18 protein-coding genes are annotated in these 21,412 nt (G+C 64.3%); 10 read left to right on the top strand and 8 right to left on the bottom strand.

Annotated elements, in window-relative coordinates:
• Positions 1-26 precede the first annotated feature (26 nt).
• From moaA to FLQ03_RS15060, 3 genes are all read right to left on the bottom strand, one after another.
• Positions 27-1,001: a GTP 3',8-cyclase MoaA gene (gene moaA, locus FLQ03_RS15050; protein WP_144371709.1), complete on the bottom strand. Its 975-nt coding sequence runs from the start codon at positions 999-1,001 to the stop codon at positions 27-29.
• Positions 1,002-1,265: 264 nt separating this feature from the next.
• Positions 1,266-2,753, bottom strand: coding sequence for an aldehyde dehydrogenase (locus FLQ03_RS15055; RefSeq protein ID WP_144371710.1), 1,488 nt, complete (start codon positions 2,751-2,753; stop codon positions 1,266-1,268).
• Between the two features lie 48 nt (positions 2,754-2,801).
• Positions 2,802-3,347 (bottom strand): cupin domain-containing protein, encoded by a 546-nt coding sequence (locus FLQ03_RS15060; protein ID WP_144371711.1) that lies wholly within the window; start codon positions 3,345-3,347, stop codon positions 2,802-2,804.
• Positions 3,348-3,557: 210 nt separating this feature from the next.
• On the opposite strand from FLQ03_RS15060, the gene ald reads away from it, so the two are divergent.
• The 10 genes from ald to chrA all read left to right on the top strand — a co-directional run bounded on the left by ald (position 3,558) and on the right by chrA (position 14,830).
• On the top strand, positions 3,558-4,682 hold the full coding sequence (gene ald, locus FLQ03_RS15065; RefSeq protein ID WP_144371712.1) for an alanine dehydrogenase: 1,125 nt from the start codon (positions 3,558-3,560) through the stop codon (positions 4,680-4,682).
• A 15-nt stretch (positions 4,683-4,697) separates the two neighbouring features.
• Positions 4,698-5,453: a gamma-glutamyl-gamma-aminobutyrate hydrolase family protein gene (locus tag FLQ03_RS15070; RefSeq protein ID WP_144371713.1), complete on the top strand. Its 756-nt coding sequence runs from the start codon at positions 4,698-4,700 to the stop codon at positions 5,451-5,453.
• Between the two features lie 54 nt (positions 5,454-5,507).
• On the top strand, positions 5,508-6,842 hold the full coding sequence (locus FLQ03_RS15075) for a glutamine synthetase family protein (protein WP_144371714.1): 1,335 nt from the start codon (positions 5,508-5,510) through the stop codon (positions 6,840-6,842).
• 78 nt (positions 6,843-6,920) lie between these two features.
• Positions 6,921-8,300 carry an aspartate aminotransferase family protein gene (locus tag FLQ03_RS15080; RefSeq protein WP_144371715.1) on the top strand — a complete coding sequence of 460 codons (1,380 nt, stop codon included), beginning with the start codon at positions 6,921-6,923 and terminating at the stop codon, positions 8,298-8,300.
• Between the two features lie 267 nt (positions 8,301-8,567).
• On the top strand, positions 8,568-9,497 hold the full coding sequence (gene motB / locus FLQ03_RS15085) for a flagellar motor protein MotB (protein ID WP_144371716.1): 930 nt from the start codon (positions 8,568-8,570) through the stop codon (positions 9,495-9,497).
• Complete coding sequence (locus FLQ03_RS15090; protein ID WP_144371717.1) at positions 9,497-10,243, top strand: class I SAM-dependent methyltransferase; 747 nt, start codon at positions 9,497-9,499, stop codon at positions 10,241-10,243. The genes motB and FLQ03_RS15090 overlap by 1 nt, the downstream gene beginning before the upstream one ends.
• A complete protein-coding gene (locus FLQ03_RS15095) occupies positions 10,230-11,558 on the top strand; it encodes a histidine kinase (RefSeq protein ID WP_144371718.1) in 1,329 nt (442 codons plus the stop codon). Before FLQ03_RS15090 ends, FLQ03_RS15095 begins: the two co-directional genes overlap by 14 nt.
• A 3-nt stretch (positions 11,559-11,561) precedes the next feature.
• Complete coding sequence (locus FLQ03_RS15100; protein ID WP_144371719.1) at positions 11,562-12,353, top strand: TrmH family RNA methyltransferase; 792 nt, start codon at positions 11,562-11,564, stop codon at positions 12,351-12,353.
• An 86-nt stretch (positions 12,354-12,439) separates the two neighbouring features.
• The gene (locus tag FLQ03_RS19295; RefSeq protein WP_206210997.1) at positions 12,440-13,351 is read left to right on the top strand and encodes a GNAT family N-acetyltransferase; all 912 of its coding nucleotides are present in this window, start codon (positions 12,440-12,442) and stop codon (positions 13,349-13,351) included.
• Positions 13,352-13,480: 129 nt separating this feature from the next.
• Complete coding sequence (chrA, locus tag FLQ03_RS15110) at positions 13,481-14,830, top strand: chromate efflux transporter (RefSeq protein ID WP_144371720.1); 1,350 nt, start codon at positions 13,481-13,483, stop codon at positions 14,828-14,830.
• Positions 14,831-14,914: 84 nt separating this feature from the next.
• On the opposite strand, the gene fdhE is transcribed toward chrA, so the two are convergent.
• Genes fdhE through fdnG form a run of 5 tightly spaced genes read right to left on the bottom strand, consistent with a single transcriptional unit; the run spans position 14,915 to position 21,232 of the window.
• The gene (gene fdhE / locus FLQ03_RS15115; RefSeq protein WP_144371721.1) at positions 14,915-15,799 is read right to left on the bottom strand and encodes a formate dehydrogenase accessory protein FdhE domain-containing protein; all 885 of its coding nucleotides are present in this window, start codon (positions 15,797-15,799) and stop codon (positions 14,915-14,917) included.
• On the bottom strand, positions 15,789-16,646 hold the full coding sequence (gene fdhD / locus FLQ03_RS15120) for a formate dehydrogenase accessory sulfurtransferase FdhD (RefSeq protein ID WP_144371722.1): 858 nt from the start codon (positions 16,644-16,646) through the stop codon (positions 15,789-15,791). Before fdhD ends, fdhE begins: the two co-directional genes overlap by 11 nt.
• Positions 16,643-17,263 carry a formate dehydrogenase subunit gamma gene (locus FLQ03_RS15125; protein ID WP_144371723.1) on the bottom strand — a complete coding sequence of 207 codons (621 nt, stop codon included), beginning with the start codon at positions 17,261-17,263 and terminating at the stop codon, positions 16,643-16,645. Before FLQ03_RS15125 ends, fdhD begins: the two co-directional genes overlap by 4 nt.
• A complete protein-coding gene (gene fdxH, locus FLQ03_RS15130) occupies positions 17,260-18,162 on the bottom strand; it encodes a formate dehydrogenase subunit beta (RefSeq protein ID WP_144371724.1) in 903 nt (300 codons plus the stop codon). Before fdxH ends, FLQ03_RS15125 begins: the two co-directional genes overlap by 4 nt.
• Before the next feature lie 13 nt (positions 18,163-18,175).
• A complete protein-coding gene (fdnG, locus tag FLQ03_RS15135; RefSeq protein ID WP_144371725.1) occupies positions 18,176-21,232 on the bottom strand; it encodes a formate dehydrogenase-N subunit alpha in 3,057 nt (1,018 codons plus the stop codon).
• Positions 21,233-21,412: the final 180 nt, after the last annotated feature.

Consider the following 21,412-nt stretch of genomic DNA (forward strand, 5'->3'; position numbering starts at 1 on the left):
GCGTGCACTTGGCCCGCAGTGTGGTGTTAGCCGCCGGTCATCGACATGAAGCGCACCACGCGCTGTGGTTGCTCGATGAATTCGTGCTTTTCCGGTTTCAGTTCGATGGCAGCGCGGATGGCGGCTTCCAGTTCGGCGTCGCTGCAGCCGGCGCGCAGCAGCGGGCGTAGCTCAAAGCGCTCCTCCTGCCCCAGGCACATGTAGAGCGTGCCATCCACCGATAGCCGCACGCGGTTACAGGTGGCGCAGAAGTGTTGCGAGATCGGCGTGATCAGCCCCAGCGTGAACTGGCCGTCGGCGCTTTCCCAGTAGCGGGCCGGGCCGCCGCCCAGCGTCTTGCACGTTGGCCGCAGGCCAAAGCGCTGTTGCAGGCGGGCCAGCACCGGCTGCAGGTCCACGCCACGCGTCTGCTGGCCGGTGCTGCCCATCGGCATGGCCTCGATCAGGCGCAGGATCAGGCCGTTGTCGATGCAATAGGCCACCATCGGTTCGATGTCGGCTTCGTTGACGCCGGCTAGCGGCACCATATTGATCTTGATGCTGGCAAAGCCGGCGTCGCGGGCGGCGCGCAGGCCGGCCAGCACCTGGTCCAGGTTGCGGCTGCCGGTGATGTCGTGCACGCAGTCGTCGCGCAGCGAATCCAGGCTCACGTTCAGCCGGCGTACGCCGGCGGCGTACAGTGCGTTGGCCTGGCTCGCCAGCTGGGTGCCGTTGGTGGAGAGCGACAGGTCGTCCACGCCAGGCAGTGCGGCCAGCCTGGCGGCCAACTGTGGCAGGTGGCGGCGCAGCAGCGGCTCGCCGCCGGTAAGGCGGTAGCGGCGGGTGCCCAAGTGGGCAAACGCCGCGATGACACGCTCGATTTCGTCGAAGGTCAGCCAGTTGGCCGGCTCCTCGAAGCCCTTGAAGCCTTTGGGGATGCAATAACTGCAGCGCAGGTCACAGCGGTCGGTTACCGAGATGCGCAGGTAGTCGATGGTGCGGCCAAAGCGATCGGACAGCATGGGGAGGTCCCGGGTTAGCGTTCAGACAAGGGGAGTAACAAGCAAGCAGCTTGCCAGCCCCGCAACGGCACCGCAAGGTTGGCCGCAGCGTGGTCTGGCTTGCGTTGCTGGCCTATCAGTCGCACAAACGGGGTGCCGGCTTACACGCCAGGTGCGACTTTCTGTCTTGCCGGCACCGTGCTGGGACATTTTGTCCGTGTGCGTGTGCCGGCCAGACATGAAAAAAGCCTGCACGCGGCAGGCTTGGCTGGGTAGGGCGCGGGCTTACAGCTTGATCAGCGTCGACTTCAGCTCGGTGTATTTTTCCAGCGCGTGCAGCGATTTGTCGCGGCCATTGCCGGACTGCTTGAAGCCGCCGAACGGGAAGTTCATGTCGCCGCCTTCGTCGTAGCAGTTCACCCACACGGTACCGGCGCGCAGGCGGCGCGACACCTGGTGCGCGGTGGTGACGTTGCTGGTCCACACCGCGGCGGCCAGGCCGTACTCGGTGTCGTTGGCGATGCGGATGGCTTCTTCCACGTCGCTGAAGGTGATGATGGACAGCACCGGGCCGAAGATTTCCTCGCGGCAGATGGTCATGTCCGGGCGCGGGCACACGAAGGCAGTAGGTTCGATGAACAGGCCTTCGTCGGTGCGGGTAGCGTTGCCTCCGCACACCAGTTCGCAGTTTTCCTCGCGCGCTTTGGCGATGTAGCCCAGCACCTTGTCGTACTGGATGCGGTCAACAATGGCGCCCATGCTGGTGGCCGGGTCCAGCGGGTCGGCCGGCTGGTAGGCGGCAGCGGCTTTCTTGAACTCGGCCAGGAAGGCGTCCTTGATATCCTTGTGTACCAGCAGGCGCGAACCGGCAGTGCACATCTCACCCATGTTGTAGAAGATGGCGCCGGCGGCGGTGTTGGCGGCGCGGGCCAGGTCCGGGCAGTCCGGCAGGATGATGTTGGGCGACTTGCCGCCCAGCTCCAGCCAGGCACGCTTGAGGTTGGACTGCGCGGCGTAGGTGGCGATCAGCTTGCCCACGCCGGTGGAGCCGGTAAAGGCGACGCAATCGATATCCATGTGCAGGGACAGCGCCTTGCCCACGTCGCCGGCACCCGGCAATACCTGGAACACGCCGTCCGGCATGCCGGCTTGCTTGGCCAGTGCGGCCAACCTGATGGCGGTGAGCGGCGATTTTTCCGACGGCTTGACGATCACCGCGTTACCGGCGGCCAGCGCCGGGCCGAACTTCCAGCTGGCCATCAGGATGGGGAAGTTCCACGGCACGATGGCTGCCACCACGCCGATGGCTTCGCGGGTAACCAGGCCAACCAGTTTCGGGTCCACCGGGGCGACTTCGCCGCCGATCTTGTCGATGGCTTCGGCAAACCATTCCACGCAGTAGGCAGCGCCCGGTACGTCCACGGTGGTGGTGTCGCCGATCGGCTTGCCGGCGTCCAGCGTTTCCAGCAGCGACAGCTCGTCCTTGTGTTCGCGGATCAGGGCGGCAAAGCGCTTCAGGATGCGGCCGCGCACCAGCGGGGCCAGGCCCGACCACTTGCCGCTGTCGAATACGCGGCGGGCGGCGGCGACCGCCTGCTCCACCTCGGCGTCGCCGGCCCAGCTGATGTCGGCCAGCTTGGCGCCGGTTGCCGGGTTGATACAGTCAAACGTGCGCCCGTCTGCAGCCGTGACGTACTGGCCGTCGATGAATGCGCGGCCTTCGATGGTGAGCTGGCTGGCCAGAGCCTGCCATTCTGCATGGGTGCGAGCCATGGTGTTTCTCCTTTGTGGTGTCGGGTGCGCCCCGCCTGGCGGAGCGGCTTAGAACGTTGGCGGCGAGCTCGCGCTCACGATTTCACAGGTGTCGGTGCCAACGTTGCGGAAACGGTGCGGCTGCTTGCTGTCGAAATAGTAGGAATCACCCGGGCGCAGTACCCGCACGTCGTTACCAACGGTAATTTCCACTTCGCCTTTCAGTACCACGCCGCCTTCCTGGCCTTCGTGCACCAGCATGTCCGGGCCGGTGTCGGCACCTGGCTGGTACACCTCGCGCAGGATGGCAATGTCGCGTCGCGGATGGGCGGTGCCCACCAGCAGCAGCTGGATCTGGTCGTTGCCCAGGTTGGGCAGCTCCTCGCTGCTATAAAACACGTGAGCCTGTTGGGGCTCGGTATCGAAGGTGAAAAAGTCCGACAGTGTCATCGGCAAGCCTTCCAGTACCTTGCGCAGCGAGCTGATGGAAGGGCTGACGCGGTTTTGCTCGATCAGCGAGATCGTGCCGTTTGTCACGCCGGCCCTTTTGGCGAGTTCGCGTTGGGAAAGCCCCATGCGTTCGCGAACCATCCTGAGTCGTGCACCAACATCCATATGTTCCTGTCCAATCCAAATGTTAATAATTTTAGACGTGCGATGATAAGGATTTTGACCATTTCTTGCGCGACTGCTGCGCTGCAATAACGAAATTTCTTTGCAAGGTGTGCAAGTTATAGTCAAAATCAGTGTGTGACTGCAAGCTTGTTGTAGATTTTTTTAAACAACTGATGCTAAATATTCACGACACCACCAAAGGAGACAGCTATGTTAATCGGCGTTCCGAAGGAGATCAAAAATCATGAGTACCGCGTGGGCCTTACGCCCTCCGGTGTGCGTGAGTTGGTGGCCGCCGGCCACAAGGTGATTGTGCAGACGCAGGCCGGTCTGGCGATCGGTTTTACCGACGAACACTACCTGCAGGCCGGGGCCGGTATTGCCGCCCACGCCGAAGAGGTGTTCGCCCAGGCCGAGATGATCATCAAGGTAAAAGAGCCGCAACCGGTAGAGTGTCGCATGCTGCGCCCCGGCCAGCTGCTGTTTACCTACCTGCACCTGGCGCCGGACCCGGAGCAGACCCGTCTGCTGGTGGAATCGGGCGCGGTCGCCATTGCCTACGAGACGGTTACCGACGAGCGCGGCGGGCTGCCGCTGCTGGCGCCGATGTCCGAGGTGGCCGGCCGCATGGCGGTGCAGGCCGGGGCGCACGCGCTGGAAAAAGCGCAAGGCGGCCGTGGCGTGCTACTGGGTGGTGTGCCCGGCGTGGCACCGGCCCGGGTGGTGGTGATCGGGGGCGGTGTGGTAGGGTTGAATGCCGCTCGCATGGCGATGGGGCTGGGCGCCGACGTGACGCTGCTGGACAAGTCGCTGGCGCGCCTGAAAGAGATAGACATGGTTTTCGGTGGCCGCATCAAGACGCTGATGTCGAATGCGGCCAACATCGAGGACAGCATCCGCGAAGCCGACATGATCGTCGGCGCAGTGCTGATCCCGGGTGCGGCGGCGCCCAAGCTGGTGAGCCGCGCCATGCTGAAGCACCTGAAGCCGGGTGCGGTACTGGTGGACGTGGCGATAGACCAGGGCGGCTGTTTCGAAACCAGCCGCGCTACCACGCACCAGGACCCGACTTACATCGTGGACGGGATCGTGCATTACTGCGTGGCCAACATGCCGGGCGGCGTGGCGCGGACCTCCACCATGGCACTGACCAATGCCACCTTGCCGTACGCGCTGGAACTGGCGGGCAAGGGCTGGGTGCAGGCCATTACCGATAACGTGCACCTGCGTCACGGCCTGAATGTGTGCCGTGGCAAGGTCACTTACGCCGCCGTGGCGCGCGACCTGGGCTACCCGTACGTAGACCCGCTGGTGGCCGCCGGGGCGGCAGGCTGAGCAAACGAGGACACTATGCAGCAACCGATTATCGGGATTCCCTGCGACGTCAAGCAGATCGGCCTGTTTCCGTTCCACGCGGTGGGAGAGAAGTACATCACCGCCGCGGTGGGCGGGGCCGGGGGCGTTGCCATCCTTATCCCTTCGCTGGGCGATGCCAGCCAGCTGCGCGCCATTGTCGACCTGGTCGACGGCGTGCTGCTGCCAGGCTCGCCTTCCAATGTGGAACCGCACCACTATCAGGGCGAGCCCAGCCGTGAGGGCACGCTGCACGACAAGGCGCGCGATGCCACCACGTTGCCGCTGATCGACATGCTGGTCGCCGAAGGCGTGCCCTTGCTGGGCATTTGCCGCGGCTTCCAGGAGATCAACGTGGCGATGGGGGGCGAGCTGCACCAGCACGTACAGGAAGTGCCGGGGCTGCACGACCACCGCGAACCGGACACCCAGGACGTGGAACACATGTACGGCCCGGCGCACCCGGTGCAGCTGGCCGAGGGCAGCTGGCTGCGCGGCTGGCTGGGCTGTGACACCGCGATGGTCAACTCCATCCACCAGCAGGGCATCAAGCGCCTGGCCGACGGCCTGGCCGTGGAAGCCCGCGCCGAGGATGGCCTGGTGGAGGCCTACCGATTTGCCAAGGCGCCGGGTTTTGCCTACGCCGTGCAGTGGCACCCGGAGTGGAAGTACTGGGACAACAAAGTCTCCCAGGCAATTTTGAAGGCTTTCGGCGACGCTTGCCGGGAGCGCCGTATGCGTCGAAACCAATAGACGCGTACTCGGCAAAACCTTCCGGCACAGACCGGAAAATAGAGGAAATGCATCATGAGTCACCAAATGTTTGAATGGCTGCGCGAGCACCGTATTACCGAGATGGAGTGCATTGTGCCGGACATGACCGGCGTTGCACGCGGCAAGATCGTACCGAAGGACAAGTTTGTTTCCGAGTCGGAAATGCGCCTGCCGGAAGCGGTACTGATCCAGACCGTTACCGGCGACTACCCTGACGACAGCATGCTGGACCTGACCGACCCGGACATGGTCCTGCTGCCCGACCCCAACACCCTGCGCTACGTACCGTGGGCTACCGACCCTACCGCCCAGCTGATTTACGACGCCTTCCGCGCCGACGGCCAGCCGGTGGAAGTGGCACCGCGTAACGTGCTGCGCCGCGTACTGAAGATGTACGAAGACAAGGGCTGGGCGCCGGTTGTGGCACCCGAGATGGAGTTCTACCTGCTGTCGCCGAACCCTGATCCGGACATCCCGCTGGCACCGCCGGTTGGCCGTACCGGTCGCGCCGAATTCGGCCGTCGCTCCTACGCCATCGATGCGGTAAACGAGTTCGACCCGCTGTTCGAAGACATTTATGACTACTGCCACGCCCAGAACCTGGAAGTGGACACCCTGATTCACGAGATCGGCACCGCGCAGATGGAAATCAACTTCCTGCACGGCAATGCGCTGGACCTGTGTGACCAGGTGTTCCTGTTCAAGCGGACAGTGCGCGAGGCTGCATTCCGCCATAACATGTATGCCACTTTCATGGCCAAGCCGATGGAAGGCGAGCCGGGCAGCGCCATGCACGTGCACCAGAGCGTGTGCAGCATCGAAACCGGCAAGAACATCTTCAGCAACGCCGATGGCAGTGCGTCGGACGACTTCCTGCACTTCATCGGCGGTCTGCAGCACTACCTGCCGGAGTGCATGCCGTTCTTCGCCCCGTACGTGAACAGCTACCGTCGCCTGTCGCGCTACACCGCCGCGCCGACCAACGTGGAGTGGGGTTACGACAACCGCACCGTCGGCCTGCGCGTACCGCATTCGTCGCCGGCTGCCCGCCGCGTGGAAAACCGCGTACCGGGCGTGGACGTTAACCCGTACATCGCCATGGCCGCCACCCTGGCCTGCGGCTACCTCGGCATGGTCAACAAGATCAAGCCGCGTGACCCGCTGTCCAGCGACGCCTACGAACTGCCGTTCCAGTTCCCGCACGGCACCGAAGAAGCGCTGGTGCGCCTGAAGAACTGCAGCGACATCGCCGAGATCCTTGGCCCGCGCTTCGTGAAGATGTATGTGGGTATGAAAGAGAAAGAATTCTCCGAGTACTTCCGCGTGATCAGCCCGTGGGAACGCAAATTCCTGCTGCTGCACGTGTAACACCATAACGACAACGACGATACGCCGCCGCCTGCGGCCAACCCTGGCCCCGCAGGCGGCATCTACAGGAGAGTAGAAATGACGCAGCAACGCAATACCGCAGCCTGGCGCGAAATGGATGCCGCTCACCACCTGCACCCCTTTACCGATACCGCTTCGCTGAACGAGCAGGGTGTGCGCATGATCACCCGTGCCGATGGTATTTACCTGTGGGATAGCGAAGGCAACAAGATCATGGACGGCATGGCCGGCCTGTGGTGCGTGAACATCGGCTACGGCCGCAAGGACCTGTCCGACGTGGCCAAGCGCCAGATGGACGAACTGGCCTACTACAACACCTTCTTCAAGACTTCCCACCCGGCGGTGGTGGAGTTGTCGCACCTGCTGGCCGAGGTGGCGCCGCAGGGTTTCGACCACGTGTTCTACACTAACTCCGGCTCCGAGTCGGTAGACACCATGATCCGCATGGTGCGCCGCTACTGGGACGTCAAAGGCAAGCCGCAGAAGAAAACCCTGATCGGCCGCTGGAACGGCTACCACGGCTCCACCATCGGCGGTGCCAGCCTGGGTGGCATGAGCTATATGCACGAGCAGGGCGACCTGCCGATTCCGGGCATCGCCCACGTTGAACAGCCGTGGTACTACAAACACGGCAAAGACATGACGCCGGAAGAATTCGGCGTGGCTGCGGCACGCTGGATCGAAGAAAAGATTCTGGAAATCGGCGCCGACAAGGTAGCCGCTTTCGTCGGCGAGCCGATCCAGGGCGCCGGCGGCGTGATCGTGCCGCCGTCCACCTACTGGCCGGAAGTCGAGCGCATCTGCCGCAAGTACGACATCCTGCTGGTGGCCGACGAAGTGATCTGCGGCTTTGGCCGTACCGGCGAGTGGTTCGGCCACAGCCACTTCGGTTTCACCCCGGACATCTACACCACGGCCAAGGGCCTGTCGTCCGGCTACCTGCCGATCGGCGCCGTGTTCGTCAACGACGAAGTGGCCGCCACGCTGGCGGCCGGCGGTGACTTCAACCACGGCTTTACCTATTCCGGCCACCCGGTAGCGGCTGCCGTGGCGCACGCCAACGTGAAGGCACTGCGCGACGAAGGCATCGTGCAGCGCGTGAAGGAAGACATCGGCCCGTACATGCAGCAGCGCTGGCGCGAAACCTTTAGCCAGTTCGAGCACGTGGACGACATCCGTGGCGTCGGCCTGATCCAAGCGTTCACGCTGGTGAAAAACAAGCAGACGCGCGAGCTGTTCGACAACTGGGGCGAGATCGGCCTGATGTGCCGTGACATCTTCTTTGCCAACAACCTGATCATGCGTGCCTGCGGCGACCACATCGTGTCGGCGCCGCCGCTGGTGATCAGCAAGGACGAGATCGACCAGATGCTGGCCACCGCCGCCCGCTGCATGGAAACCTTCGAGCGCAAGCTGAAGGAAAAAGGCCTGGCCTGATCCTGCTGCGCTGCCTGACACTGCCAGCCCCTTCCGACAGGAAGGGGTTTTTCTTTGCCGGCTCATGCCGGATGGCAGGCGAGCCGGCCTGCCGAAGCTGCAGGTCATGTAGTAAGATAGGGGTTGGCCGCGCCTGTTGTGCGGCCAACCCTGGCGCCGCCCGCTGCACGCTATGCTGCAGCTTGTGATCCCGATGGCGCCTGTCCGTATACCGGCCGGTGCCCGCAGGCGCCGGCCCCAATCTCCGAGCAAACAAGGGCTGCAAGCATGGCTGACGAATCACAACGCCCCATAGTCGTCAAAAAGATCAAGAAGGGTGGCCACGGCCACCACGGCGGGGCATGGAAGATTGCCTACGCCGACTTCGTTACCGCCATGATGGCCTTCTTCCTGCTGATGTGGCTGCTGGGCTCCACCTCGCAGGGCACGCTTAGTGGTATCTCCGATTACTTCAAGTCGCCACTCAAGACCGCGCTGCAGGGCGGCGAGGGCGCCGGCGCGTCCACGTCCGTCATCAAGGGCGGCGGTACCGACCTGACCAAATCGGCCGGCCTGGTGCGCAAGGGCAACCCCGACCCGGCCAAGGCCGAAGAAGAAGCACAAAAGCTGAACAAGCTGCAGCAGCGGCTGCAGAACAAGCTGGACGAAAGCCTGAACAAGAGCGAGCTGATGAAGCAGTTCAAGAACCAGGTGAAGATGGAAATGACGCCGGATGGCCTGCGCATCATGATCATCGACGAGCAGAACCGGCCGATGTTCCAGTCCGGCGGTATTGCACCGCTGGGGCATACCCGCGAGATTCTGCAATCGATCGGCCGCGAGCTGAACGACCTGGACAACAAGATCAGCATTTCCGGCCATACCGACGCCAACCGTTTCTCTGGCAGTGACGCCGGCTACACCAACTGGGAGCTGTCGTCTGACCGCGCCAACGCGGCGCGCCGCGAAATGGTGGCCGGCGGCATGCTGGACGAAAAAGTGCTGCGCGTGGTGGGCCTGGGCTCAGCCGACCCGTTCAACAAGCAGAACGTATTCAGCCCGGAAAACCGCCGCATCGCCATCGTCATCCTCAACAAGGAAGCCGAGTCGCGCATTCGCGGTGACGGGCTGATTTCGCAGGATGCCGACCTCAGCAACGCCAGCGTCAGCTCTCCCAAAGAGGCAGCCGCTGCGGTGGCGCCGGCTGGCGGGCACTGATGCTGCGTGTCATCCTGCGTGCCTTGCTGATCCAGCTGCTGGCAGCGCTGGCGGTATCGTTCTTCATCGCGCCGCTGGCTCAGCCGTTGTGGTGGGCATGCTGCCAGGCGGCGCTGGCGTTGCTGCTGGCCAGCCTGCTGCGCTTGCAGGGGCTGGCGCGCTGGCAACACGCGGCGTTCGGCCCCTTGCTGATGCTGGCCTTGTGGCTGGCGCTGCCACCGTGGGTATACCTGTTGGCCTTCGTGCTCACCTATGCCGTGTCACGCAATGCGCTAACCGAGCAAGTGCCGCTGTACCTGTCGTCGCGTGAAAGTACGGCCGCGTTGGCCGCTTGGCTGCCACACGGCGCCCGCGTGCTGGACCTGGGCAGCGGCGACGGTCGCGTGGTGCTGCGCTTGGCGCAACTGCGGCCGGACGTACAGGTAACCGGCGTGGAAAACGCCGTGCTGCCCTGGCTGTATAGCCGCCTGCGCCATGTACTGGCTGGCCGCCCCTGCAACGCCCGCCTGTGTTACGGCAACTTCTGGCAGCAGGACTGGGCCGCGTTCGATGTGGTGCATGCGTTTCTGTCCCCTGTCCCGATGGACAGGGTATGGCAGCAGTTCTTAAACAAATGCTGCGCAAATAGCTGGCTGATAAGTAATACTTTCACTATCAATGCCCAAGAGCCCGACCAGCGCCTGCCGCTGCAGGGCGTATTGCAAAAAGAACTCTTGATCTGGCGTCATCCGCATGGAACTTGCTAACTGGTTGTCTTCCCTGGCAGAAAACCGCTGGCCGATACTGCCTGGCACCGCGCTGAAGGTGCGCCAGATGATGGGCCAGCACCCCGACCAGATCGCGTTTGCCGATCTGTCCAACCTGACGCTGTCCGACCCCTTCCTGTTGCTGGACCTGCTGCGGGTAGTGGGCGCCAGCAAGGCGCTGCAACGCAGCGAGGCCAACCCCACCGTAGAGCAGATGCTGATGATGCTGGGGCTGGAAGCGGTCAATACCCGCTTTCGTAATATCCCGGTGCTGGAAGTCAGCCGTGGCAAGCTGGATGAAGACGTGATGGACGCGCTGGGCGACTGGCTGGGCCGCAGCCGCATTGCCGCCTTCACCATCAAGGGCTGGCTGGCGATGCTGGACGACTACAAGGTGGAAGACTGCTTCCTGGCGGCGCTGGTGTACAACCTGCCGGCCTGCCTGTACCTGATCTACCGCAACCGCGTCCCGCAAGGCCCGCTGCTGCAGGAAGTGTCCGAGGTGTTCAAGACCGAATACCCCAAGCTGCTGGAGCAGTTCATCCAGAAAATGCCGCTGCCCAGCGGTTTGCTGGCCAACCTGGGTACCGGCCCGGGCAACCGCCGCAAACAGTTGCTGAAGCTGGCCATTGCCACCGCCAACGGCGTGGACCAGGGTTGGTGGCGACCGCAGTGGAACGTCGGCATCGAGGCGGCCGCCAAGCTGATGGGCTGCAGCCCGGAAGACGCGCACCGCGTGGTGCAGCAGGCCATCCTGCAGATTGCGCGCAACCCGCGTGCCACCGGCTACACCTACAGCGCCCGTGCTTATATGTACATGGAAGGCCCGTTCCCCAGCGTGCTGCAGCAAAACCCGGTCTCCACGCTCAGCAGTGCCGAGCAGCTGGACCTGGCGCTGCGCGAGTCCATCCGCCACTTTGCCAACGACCTCAAGCTGGAGCGCATTTTCTTCCTGCGTTACGACCAGCCCAGCCATACCTTGCGTTTGCGCTACCAGGTGGGGCTGGACGACAAGGACCCGCTACGCAAGCTGGCGGTATCGCTGGAGCCGGGCAGCTTTTTCAACCTGCTGGCCAGCAAGCCGCAAAGCTTCCACGCGCCGATGGCCACCCGCATCCAGCTGGCGCGCAAATACGGCGACGAGTTTTTCAATCACATTGGCGAGAGCGCCTTTGCCAGCATGTCGGTGTTTACCGGCCATACGCTGGCCGGGGTGTTCTACGTTGACAACTTCCGCAGCAACAAACCGATCGACGACGACACCTACCAGCGCTTCAAGGAAACCGTAGCGCGGGTGTCGCAAATAACCCTGTAAAGCATGACATTCCACAAGATTCTGACTTCGGCGGCCAACGATGACCTCAAACATCTGGGCCGCCTGCTCGCCAATGCCCGCGACCGCCGCAAACACGGTCAGCTGGTGTTGGAAGGCATCCATCTGCTGCAATCAGCACTGGACGCCGGCCTCGCCATCGACACCGTCTACGTCAACGAAAGCGCGCAGCACCACGGCGAGCTGTTGCCGCTGTTGTCGCGCCTCGATAGCCGCCGCCTGGTGCTGGTGTCCACGCCAGTGCTGGCCAAAGTCACCGCACTGGCCACGCCGTCCGAAGTGCTTACCGTCTGTCAGCGCCCGGCAGCGCACGCCACCGCCAGTGGCGCGCCGTGCGTGATGCTGGACGACGTGCAGGACCCGGGCAACCTGGGCACCATCCTGCGCTGCGCCGCTGCGGCCAACGTGCGGGATGTCTACCTGTCCAAAGGTTGCGTCGACGTGTACTCGCCCAAGGTATTGCGCGCCGGCATGGGCGCGCACTTTGCGCTCAATATCCACGAAGCGGCCGACCTGCCCGCCGTGCTGGCCGCCTGGCCCGGCCGTAAACTGGTCACGCATCTGGAAGGTAGCGTGTCGCTGTACAGCCAACCGCTGGCCGGCGATGTGGCGTTCGTGTTTGGTAACGAAGGCGCCGGTGTCAGTGCCGCCGTGCTGGCCGCCGCCGACGTGCGGGTGCGCATTCCGATGCCGGGCCATGCCGAGTCGCTGAACGTGGCGATGGCGGCTACCGTGTGCCTGTTCGAGCGCGTGCGCCAGCTGGAAGCGGGCGCTTGACGCTTGTCACTTGCGTTGCGACATGGCAGGGTGAAAACCCTGCCATTTTTCTTTGCGGCCAACCTTTCGCCCGCCGGACGCCTGCCATGCACATCGCCTTCGAACACCCGGACCAAGCCGACATTATCGCCCTCATTGCCGAGTTGGACGCCTACCAGGGCAGCCTGTACCCACCTGAAGCCTGCTATACCTTGGACATCGCCGCGCTGGCCCAGCCGCAGGTGCGTTTTGCCGTAGCGCGCGACGCAGACGGCGTGGCGCGTGGCTGCGCCGCTGTGGTGCTGGGCGGCGATTATGGCGAGATCAAGCGCATGTACGTGCAGCCGGCGCTGCGCGGGCAGGGCGTTGCCGCGCTATTGCTGCAGCAGCTGATCGTCGCCGCACAGGCAGCAGGCTGCCCCGCGTTGATGCTGGAAACCGGCCCGCTGCAGCCGGCGGCGCTGGCCTTCTACGCGGCGCAGGGTTTTGAACGCTGCGCTGCGTTTGGCGACTACCCCGACCACCCGCTGAGCGTGTTCATGCGCAAGCCGCTGGCTGATGCGGCGGCAGCGGTGGGCTATCAGCTGGCGCCGTGTGCCGATGACGACTTCGAGGCCTTGCTGGCTCTGCGGCTGGCGGCGATGCAGCCCAGCCTCAGCGCCATCGGCCGCTTCGACCCGCAGCGCGCCCGCGAACGCTTGGCCGCCAGTTACCAGCCGGCCATTACCCGCTGGATCGTGCGCGCCGGCCAGCGCATCGGCTTTCTGGCGTGTCGCCGGCAAAGCGACCACCATTATCTCGACCACTTCTACCTGCTGCCGGCGCAGCAAGGGCAGGGTGTCGGCAGCGCGGTACTGCGGCAATTGCAGGCCGAGGCGGCTGCCGCTGGGTTGCCGATCAAGCTGGGGGCGCTGCGGGGCAGCGCGGCCAACCGGTTTTACCAGCGCCACGGCTTCGTGCCCACGCACGAGGAGGAATGGGATATCTACTACCGCTGGGATGGCACCATCCGGCCTTGAGTGTGCCGGGCAGTCCGCAGTGACCGGCAGGCGCTTGTCGGCGGGCGGAATAAGCTTGCCAGCAAAACATGCCAGGTGGCCACGCCAGCTTGGGTAAACTGGCGTTTTGTCTTTCCAAGCATCTGCACCATGCCGCCATCCACCCCTGCAAACGAAGCGCCACATCACGTCGGTTTCTGGCAAGCCTTCCGCTTCTGGCTGAAGCTGGGTTTCATCAGTTTTGGCGGCCCGGCCGGGCAGATCGCCATCATGCACCAGGAGCTGGTAGAGCGGCGGCGCTGGGTCTCCGAACGCCGCTTCCTGCATGCGCTCAATTACTGCATGGTGCTGCCCGGACCGGAGGCGCAGCAGTTGGCCACGTACATTGGCTGGCTGATGCACCGCACCTGGGGCGGCATTGCCGCCGGTGCTTTGTTCATTCTGCCGTCTTTGTTCATGCTGATCGGCCTGGCCTGGGTGTACGTCGCGTTTGGCGACGTGCCGTGGGTGGCCGGGCTGTTGTTCGGCATCAAGCCGGCGGTGACGGCTATCGTGCTGCAGGCGGCGCATCGCATCGGTTCGCGTGCGCTGAAGCACCGAGCCTTGTGGGCGATAGCAGCGGCAGCTTTCGTGGCGATCTTTGCGCTGGGGGTGCCGTTCCCGGTGATTGTCCTTACCGCAGCGCTTATCGGTTATGTCGGCGGGCGCGTGGCACCGGCTGTATTTCAGGGCAATGGCGGGCACGGCCCCGCTGGCTTGCCGGCGGGCAGCGCCATGATCGACGACCATACCCCCACGCCGCCGCACGCGCTGTTTAGCTGGCCGCGCCTGCGCCGGGTGCTGCTGGCGGGGGCGTTGTTGTGGCTGCTGCCGATGGGCTTGCTGACCGCCTGGTATGGTTGGCCGCATACGCTGACCCAGATGGGCTGGTTCTTTACCAAGGCAGCCTTGCTGACCTTTGGCGGTGCTTACGCGGTATTGCCGTATGTGTATCAGGGCGCAGTGGGCAGCTATGGCTGGCTCAGTCCCACGCAAATGATGGACGGGCTGGCGTTGGGGGAAACCACGCCGGGGCCGCTGATCATGGTGGTGACCTTTGTCGGTTTTGTCGGTGGCTACGTCAAAGCCGTGTTCGGGCCGGATAGCCTGTTCCTGGCCGGCGCGGTGGCGGCCACGCTGGTGACCTGGTTTACCTTTTTGCCGTCTTTCATCTTCATCCTGGCGGGCGGGCCGTTCATCGAAACCACCCATGGCCAGCTGAAATTTACCGCACCGCTTACCGCCATCACTGCCGCCGTGGTCGGCGTCATCCTGAACCTGGCGCTGTTTTTTGCCTACCACGTGTTGTGGCCAGCCGGGCTGGGTGGCGCGTTTGACTGGCGCGCAGCGCTGCTGGCAGTGCTGGCCGCCATCGCCTTGTTCCGGTTCAAGGTCGGGGTCATCCCGGTTATTGTCGCCAGCGGTTTGGCGGGTGGTCTGATGCGCCTGCTGTCCGTTTGACCGCAGGCCGGCCTGCCCCGGTTGGCGGCGCAAAACAAACTGGCCGCCCGAGGGCGGCCAGTGCGCATTGCGATGCGGTCAGGCTCAGGCTTCGCCGGCAACGAAGTAGGGGTTGACGCCGATGCGGCCGTAGCCGGCTTCTGCGGCCAACATGTCCAGTAGCAGGCTGGCCAGGTCGTCGGCAAACGCCTCGGCTTGCGCGTCCAGCAGCGTGGATACCATTTTCAGCTCGCCCTGGCAGGCGTCGCAGCATTCCACCTCTTGCACCGCGCGGTAGGTGTGCGGCTGCTTCGGGTCGGCGGCGGGAGGCGGCACGTCCTGGCGGGCCAGGCTGCGGTACTGCAGCTGGCGGGTGTTGCCGCAGGACACGCACTTCACCCGGCTGATGTGCCACTCGCTGGCGCACTGGCTGCAGCAGGCAAAGCGTACCGCGTGGCCGCTGTCGCCTCGGCGTAGAACCGACGCCACCGGTGGCGCGTGGCACACCGGGCACTGGCTGCTTTCGTCCGGGCGCAGGCTGCCTAGGTCACGCTGGCGGGCGCTGATGACCGCCTGGATCTGCATGGCCGCACCGAGCAAGGGCAGGCCGGCCTGCCACGCCGGGTTGGCCGCCGGCAGACCGTCGCGCAGCTGGGCGGCGGCCAGTTGCAGTGCGTCGTCGTCCAGCGCCAGCAGGCAGTGCAGCGCTTGCTGGCTGGCGGAGGGCAGGGTGTCGCCCAGCGCTTGTTGCAAGCGGCTGAGCAGCTCGCGTAGCGCGGCGATGTCGTGCAGCGCTTGCGCGGCCAGGGCATCGAACAGCTGTTGCTGGGCGCGGGCGATAGCGGCGCACAGTTGCAGGTAGCCGGCCATGCTGTGGCCGTCGGCCAGGCGGGCCAGCCGCTCGGCGCGACGGGCAAACACCTGCTGCCCTGGCGGACGCAGCGGCTGGGCTTGGGCGGTGTCCTGAATGTCCAGATCGTCAATCAACATAGTCGTTTTCCATTACGGGGGCGGAGTGCAAGCGCCCGGTCTCGGTATAGGCCACCAGGCGGCCGGGGCGGGCAAAGCCGGCCAGCAGCAGGCCGCAGTGGGCGGCTAGGTTGGCCGCGTAGGCGGTGGGGGCAGACACCGCCACCAGCGCCGGAATGCCGGCGAGGGCGGTTTTCTGCACCATTTCGTAACTGGCGCGGCTGGACACCAGCACAAAGCCGTCGTGGCAGGCGATGCGCTGGCGACGCAGCGCGCCGATCAGCTTGTCCAGTGCGTTGTGGCGGCCAACGTCTTCGCGTACGAGGACGATGCTGCCGTCGGCGCGGCAGTAGGCTGCGCCGTGTGCGGCGCCGGTGGCGGCGTGCAGCGGCTGCTGCGCAGGCAGCGCGGCCAGTGCACGCGCCACGCTATCCACGTGCAGGGTTGGCCGCAGCGGCAGCGGCGGGATGGCGCGGGCGACGGCGTCCAGGCTATCGACGCCGCACAGGCCGCAGCCGGTACGGCCGCTAAGGCTGCGGCGGCGGTCTTTCAGCGCGGCAAAGCGCGCGCTGGATATTTCCAGCCGCAGCTCGATGCCGGCGCTGCCGTGCCACAGCTCGCAGTCGTACAGCTCGCCCGGCTGCTGCAGAATGCCTTCGCTCAAGGAAAAGCCCAGTGCGAAGTCCGCCAGGTCGCCGGGGCTGGCCAGCAGCACCGCGTGCGAGATGCCGTTGTACACCATCGCCACCGGCACCTCGTCGATCAGCACGTCGCTGTCCGGGTGCGCCAGCCCGCCCTGTACGCGCAGTACCGGGCGGTCTTGTTGCAAGGGCAGGCTGTCGCCGGCCAGCGGTTGCGCGCAGCTCACTTCTGTTTTCCTGTCATCTCGCGGTACCAGCGCGGGTGGTGCTTCTTGGCCCAGGCGTGGGTGACCACGCCTTCCACCATGGCGCGGATGGTGCCTTTCACCCAGAACGCGGCGTACACGTGCACGATGATGCCGGCGATCAGGCCGGTGGCGGCCCAGGCGTGCGCCAGCAGCGCCAGGCGGATGACCGGAATGGGGAAGTAGCCGGCAAAGTACGGCCGCCAGGCGATGAAGCCCGACACCAGCAGCACGCCCATGCAGGCGCACATCAGCCAGAACATGCCTTTCTGGCCGCCGTTGTATTTGCCGATATCGCCCACTTCGTGGCCGGACAGTACCGTTTTGACCGACTTCATCCAGCGGATGTCTTCGCTGTTGATCAGGTTGTGGTGCCAGTAGCGGAAGAACTGCCGCGCAAAAGCCAGGAACATGATCACGCCGACGAACGGGTGCACGATGCGCGCCAGCTGCGGGGTACCGAACACGCCGGTCAGCCAGAAAAAGGCCGGGTAGAAGAAGGCCAGGCCGGACAGCGCCAGCAGGATGAAGCACACCGCCACAATCCAGTGGTTGATGCGTTCGGCCGCGCTGTAGCGCTGGATCAGTTGCTCTTTCATGCCTTGTCCTCCTCTTTGGCAGCCGGGTTGGCCGCAGCGTGGCTATCGTCTTCGTCCGGGCGGTTGGGGCCGACGGTGATGTAGTGGAAGAAGCCGAACAGGCCGGCGGCGGCAATGCCCACCGTGGCCAGCGGTTTCAGCCAGCCTTTCCACAGCTGCACCGTGGTGCTGATGGCCGGGTCTTTCGGCAAGCCCGAGTACTGCTCTGGCTTGTCGGCGTGGTGCAGCACGTACATCACGTGGGTGCCGCCCACGCCTTGCGGGTCGTACAGGCCGGCGTTGGCGTAGCCGCGGGATTTGAGGTCGGTGACGCGGGTGGCGGCCACTTCCTTCATGTCTTCCTTGCTGCCGAACTGGATGGCGCCGGTGGGGCAGGTTTTCACGCAGGCCGGCTCCAGGCCCACCGACACGCGGTCGGAGCACAGCGTGCACTTGTAGGCCTTGTTGTCCTTCTTGCTGATGCGCGGCACGTTGAACGGGCAGCCGGAGATGCAGTAGCCGCAGCCGATGCAGTTTTCCTGGTGGAAATCCACAATGCCGTTGCTGTACTGGATGATGGCGCCCGGCGACGGACAGGCCTTCAGGCAGCCGGGGTCGGCGCAGTGCATGCAGCCGTCTTTGCGGATCAGCCATTCCAGCTTGCCGTTACTGTCTTCTTCGGCAAAACGCATCACCGTCCAGGCGTCGGCGCTGAGGTCGGTGGGGTTGTCGTAGACGCCGATGTTGTGGCCAACCTCCTCGCGGATGTCGTTCCATTCCGAACAGGCCACCTGGCAGGCCTTGCAGCCGATACAGGTGGAGGTGTCGATCAGTTTGGCGATTTCGATGGTCTTGCGCGCCTGCGGGCTGGCCGTGGGGCTGGCGGAGCGGCGGCTGATATCAAGGGATTGCAATGCCATGGTCCGTGGCTCCTCAGGCTTTTTCCAGGTTCACAAGGAAGGATTTGTACTCGGGCGTCTGCGTATTGCAGTCACCTACCGCCGGCGGCAGGCTGTTGGTGAGGTAGCCTTTCTGCGCCACGCCTTCCCAGCCCCAGTGCAGCGGAATGCCGATCTGGTGGACGGTCTGGCCGTTCACCTTCAGCGCCATCAGCCGCTTGGTGACCACCGCCTTGGCCTTGATGAAGCCGCGCTTGGAGCTGACCTTCACCGTATCGCCCTGCACGATGCCTTTTTCCTGCGCCAGCGCGGTGCCGATCTCGACAAATTGCTCCGGTTGCGCGATGGCGTTCAGCAGTACCGACTTGGTCCAGAACTGGAAGTGCTCGGTCAGGCGGTAGGTGGTGCCCACGTACGGAAACTCTTTGTGCGTGCCCAGGCGATCGCGGTCGGTCTTGAAGATGCGTACCGCCGGGCTGCTCACTACCTTGGGGTGCAGCGGGTTGGTACCGATCGGGCTTTCCATCGGCTCGTAGTGCTCGGGGAAGGGGCCGTCTGCCAGCTTGTCGGTACAGAACAGCCGTGCCACGCCTTCCGGGTTCATGATGAACGGGTTCATGCCGCTATCCGGGCCGGCGTCGGCCTTGAAGTCGGGGATGTCGGCACCGGCCCATTTCTCGCCGTTCCAGGCGATCAGCTTGCGTGTCGGGTCCCACGGTGCGCCGGCCGGGGTGCAGCTGGCGCGGTTGTACAGGATGCGACGGTTGGCCGGCCACGCCCAGGCCCAGCCGGGGGTGTTGCCCAGGCCGGTATCGGTATTGTCGCGACGGGCCATCTGATTACCAGCCTGTGTCCAGCTGCCGGAGAAAATCCAGCAGGCGCAACTGGTGCTGCCGTCGTCCTGCAGCGCGGCAAAGCCGGGTAGCTGCTCGCCTTTCTTGGCCAGGAATTTGCCGGCTTCTTTCGGGTCCGGCAGGTCGGCCAGCGCCTTGCCGTTCATCTCGCGGGCCAGCTCTTCTGCCGATGGCGCGTTGGGGTCGCGGTAGTTCCAGGCCACGTTCAGGATGGGCTCGGCCACCTTGCCGCCTTCCTTGAGGTAGAGCTGGCGCAGGGTGTTGAACAGCTCGCCGATGATCTCGTTGTCGCCCTTGGCTTCGCCCGGCGCGTCGGCGCCTTTCCAGTGCCACTGCAGCCAGCGCGCCGAGCTGACAATGGCGCCGTCTTCTTCGGCAAAACAGGTGGACGGCAGGCGGAACACCTCGGTGTGGATGTCGGCCGGGTTCACGTCGTGCGCGTCGCCGTGGTTTTGCCAGAAGGTGGAGGTCTCGGTGGCGATCGGGTCGATGATCACCATGTACTTCAGCTTGCTGAACGCCTGCGTCACCTTGGTGGCATCGGGGAAGGACGCCAGCGGGTTGAAGCCCTGCACGATGAAGCCGTTGATCTTGCCCTGGTGCATCAGCTCCACGATGTGCAGCACGTCGTACAGTTTGTCCCACTTCGGCAGCCAGTCGAAGCCCCAGTTGTTGTCTGCGGTGGCCTTGTCGCCCCAGAACCACTTCATCAGGCTGACAAAGAACTTGGGGGTGTTGCTCCAGTAGTTGAACTGGTTGGGCTGCAGCGCCTTGGGCGTGGTTTTGGCGATGTAGCTGGCGTAGTCGGGGTGGTCTTTCTCGTTGGGTAGCGTCAGGTAGCCCGGCAGCGAGGTGGACAGCAGGCCCAGATCGGACAGGCCCTGGATGTTGGAGTGGCCGCGCAGCGCGTTCACGCCGCCACCGGGCATGCCCATATTGCCCAGCAGCAGCTGGATCATGGCCATGGTGCGGATGTTCTGCGCGCCTACGGTGTGCTGGGTCCAGCCCAGTGCGTACAGGATGGTGCCCACTTTGTCCGGGCGGGCGGTTTCGCCCAGCTGCTTGCACACTTCCAGAAAGCCTTCTACCGGTGTACCGCACAGGTTGGTTACCACTTCCGGTGTGTAACGGGCAAAGTGCGCCTTCATCAGGTTCCACACGCAGCGCGGGTGCTGCAGCGTGGGGTCGGTCTTGGCGTTGCCGTCGGCGTCCAGCTCGTAGGCCCAGCTGCTGCGGTCGTACTTGCCCTTGGCTTCGTCGTAGCCGCTGAACAGGCCTTCTTCAAAGCCATAGCCTTCGCCGACGATGAAGCTGGCGTTGGTGTAGGCCTTCACGTAGTCCCAGTGGATCTTGTCGTGGCCGATCAGCCAGTTGATCACGCCGCCCAGGAACGGGATGTCGGCGCCGGCGCGGATCGGCAGGTACAGGTCGGACACCGCGGCGGTGCGGTTGTAGCGCGGGTCTACCACGATCAGCTTGGTGCCGCGTGTTTTCTTGGCTTCGATGGCCCACTTGAAGCCCACCGGGTGCGCCTCGGCGGCGTTGCCGCCCATCACCAGGATGAAGTCGGCGTTCTTGATGTCTACCCAGCTATTGGTCATCGCGCCGCGGCCAAAGGTGGACGCCAGTGCCGACACAGTGGGGCCGTGGCAGACGCGGGCTTGCGCGTCGGTGGCGATGATGCCCAGGCTGCGCAAGAACTTCTGCGTGATGATGCCGGTTTCGTTGGAGCCGGCCGACGCGGTAAGCATGGCGGTAGACAGCCAGCGGTTGACCGGCACGCCGTCGGCGTTTTTTTCCACCACGTTGGCGTCGCGGTCGTCCTTCATGTGGCGGGCAATGCGGTGCAGCGCATCGTGCCAGCTGATGCGCTTCCATTCATTGCTGCCGGCTTCGCGCACTTCCGGGTATTTTAGGCGTTTGGGGCTATGGATGAAGTCCAGCAGGCCGGCGCCTTTGGGGCACAGCGAGCCGCGGCTGACCGGGTGGTCCGGGTCGCCTTCGATGTGGAAGATTTCCGATTTGGCGTTCTTGGCGCCGTCGCCCAGGCTGTACAGGATCAGGCCACAGCCTACCGAACAGTAGGTACAGGTGTTACGCGTTTCGCGTGCGCCCATCAGCTTGAACTGCCGCACTTCGGCCAGCGCTTCGCTGGGGCTGAACCCCATCGCCACCAGGCTGGAGGCACCCACCTGCGCTGCGCTGAGTTTGAAAAACTGCCGCCGGTTCACTTCCATCGGACTCTCCTTTTTATCGCTATTCGTTTGACGTACGCCGGGTTGCGCAATAGCCTTGACATAGCATTTGCCGTGCCTGTAGTAGGGTTTTTGCTTTTTCAACGAATAAACAAAGGGTTGGGTGGTGCCGGGTGCCGGCATGTCACCCGCCCATAAGACAAAGTGACGCAATGCCGGCCT

It is taken from the genome of Vogesella urethralis (genome assembly GCF_007644045.2).
In the GTDB taxonomy this organism is placed as follows: domain Bacteria; phylum Pseudomonadota; class Gammaproteobacteria; order Burkholderiales; family Chromobacteriaceae; genus Vogesella; species Vogesella urethralis.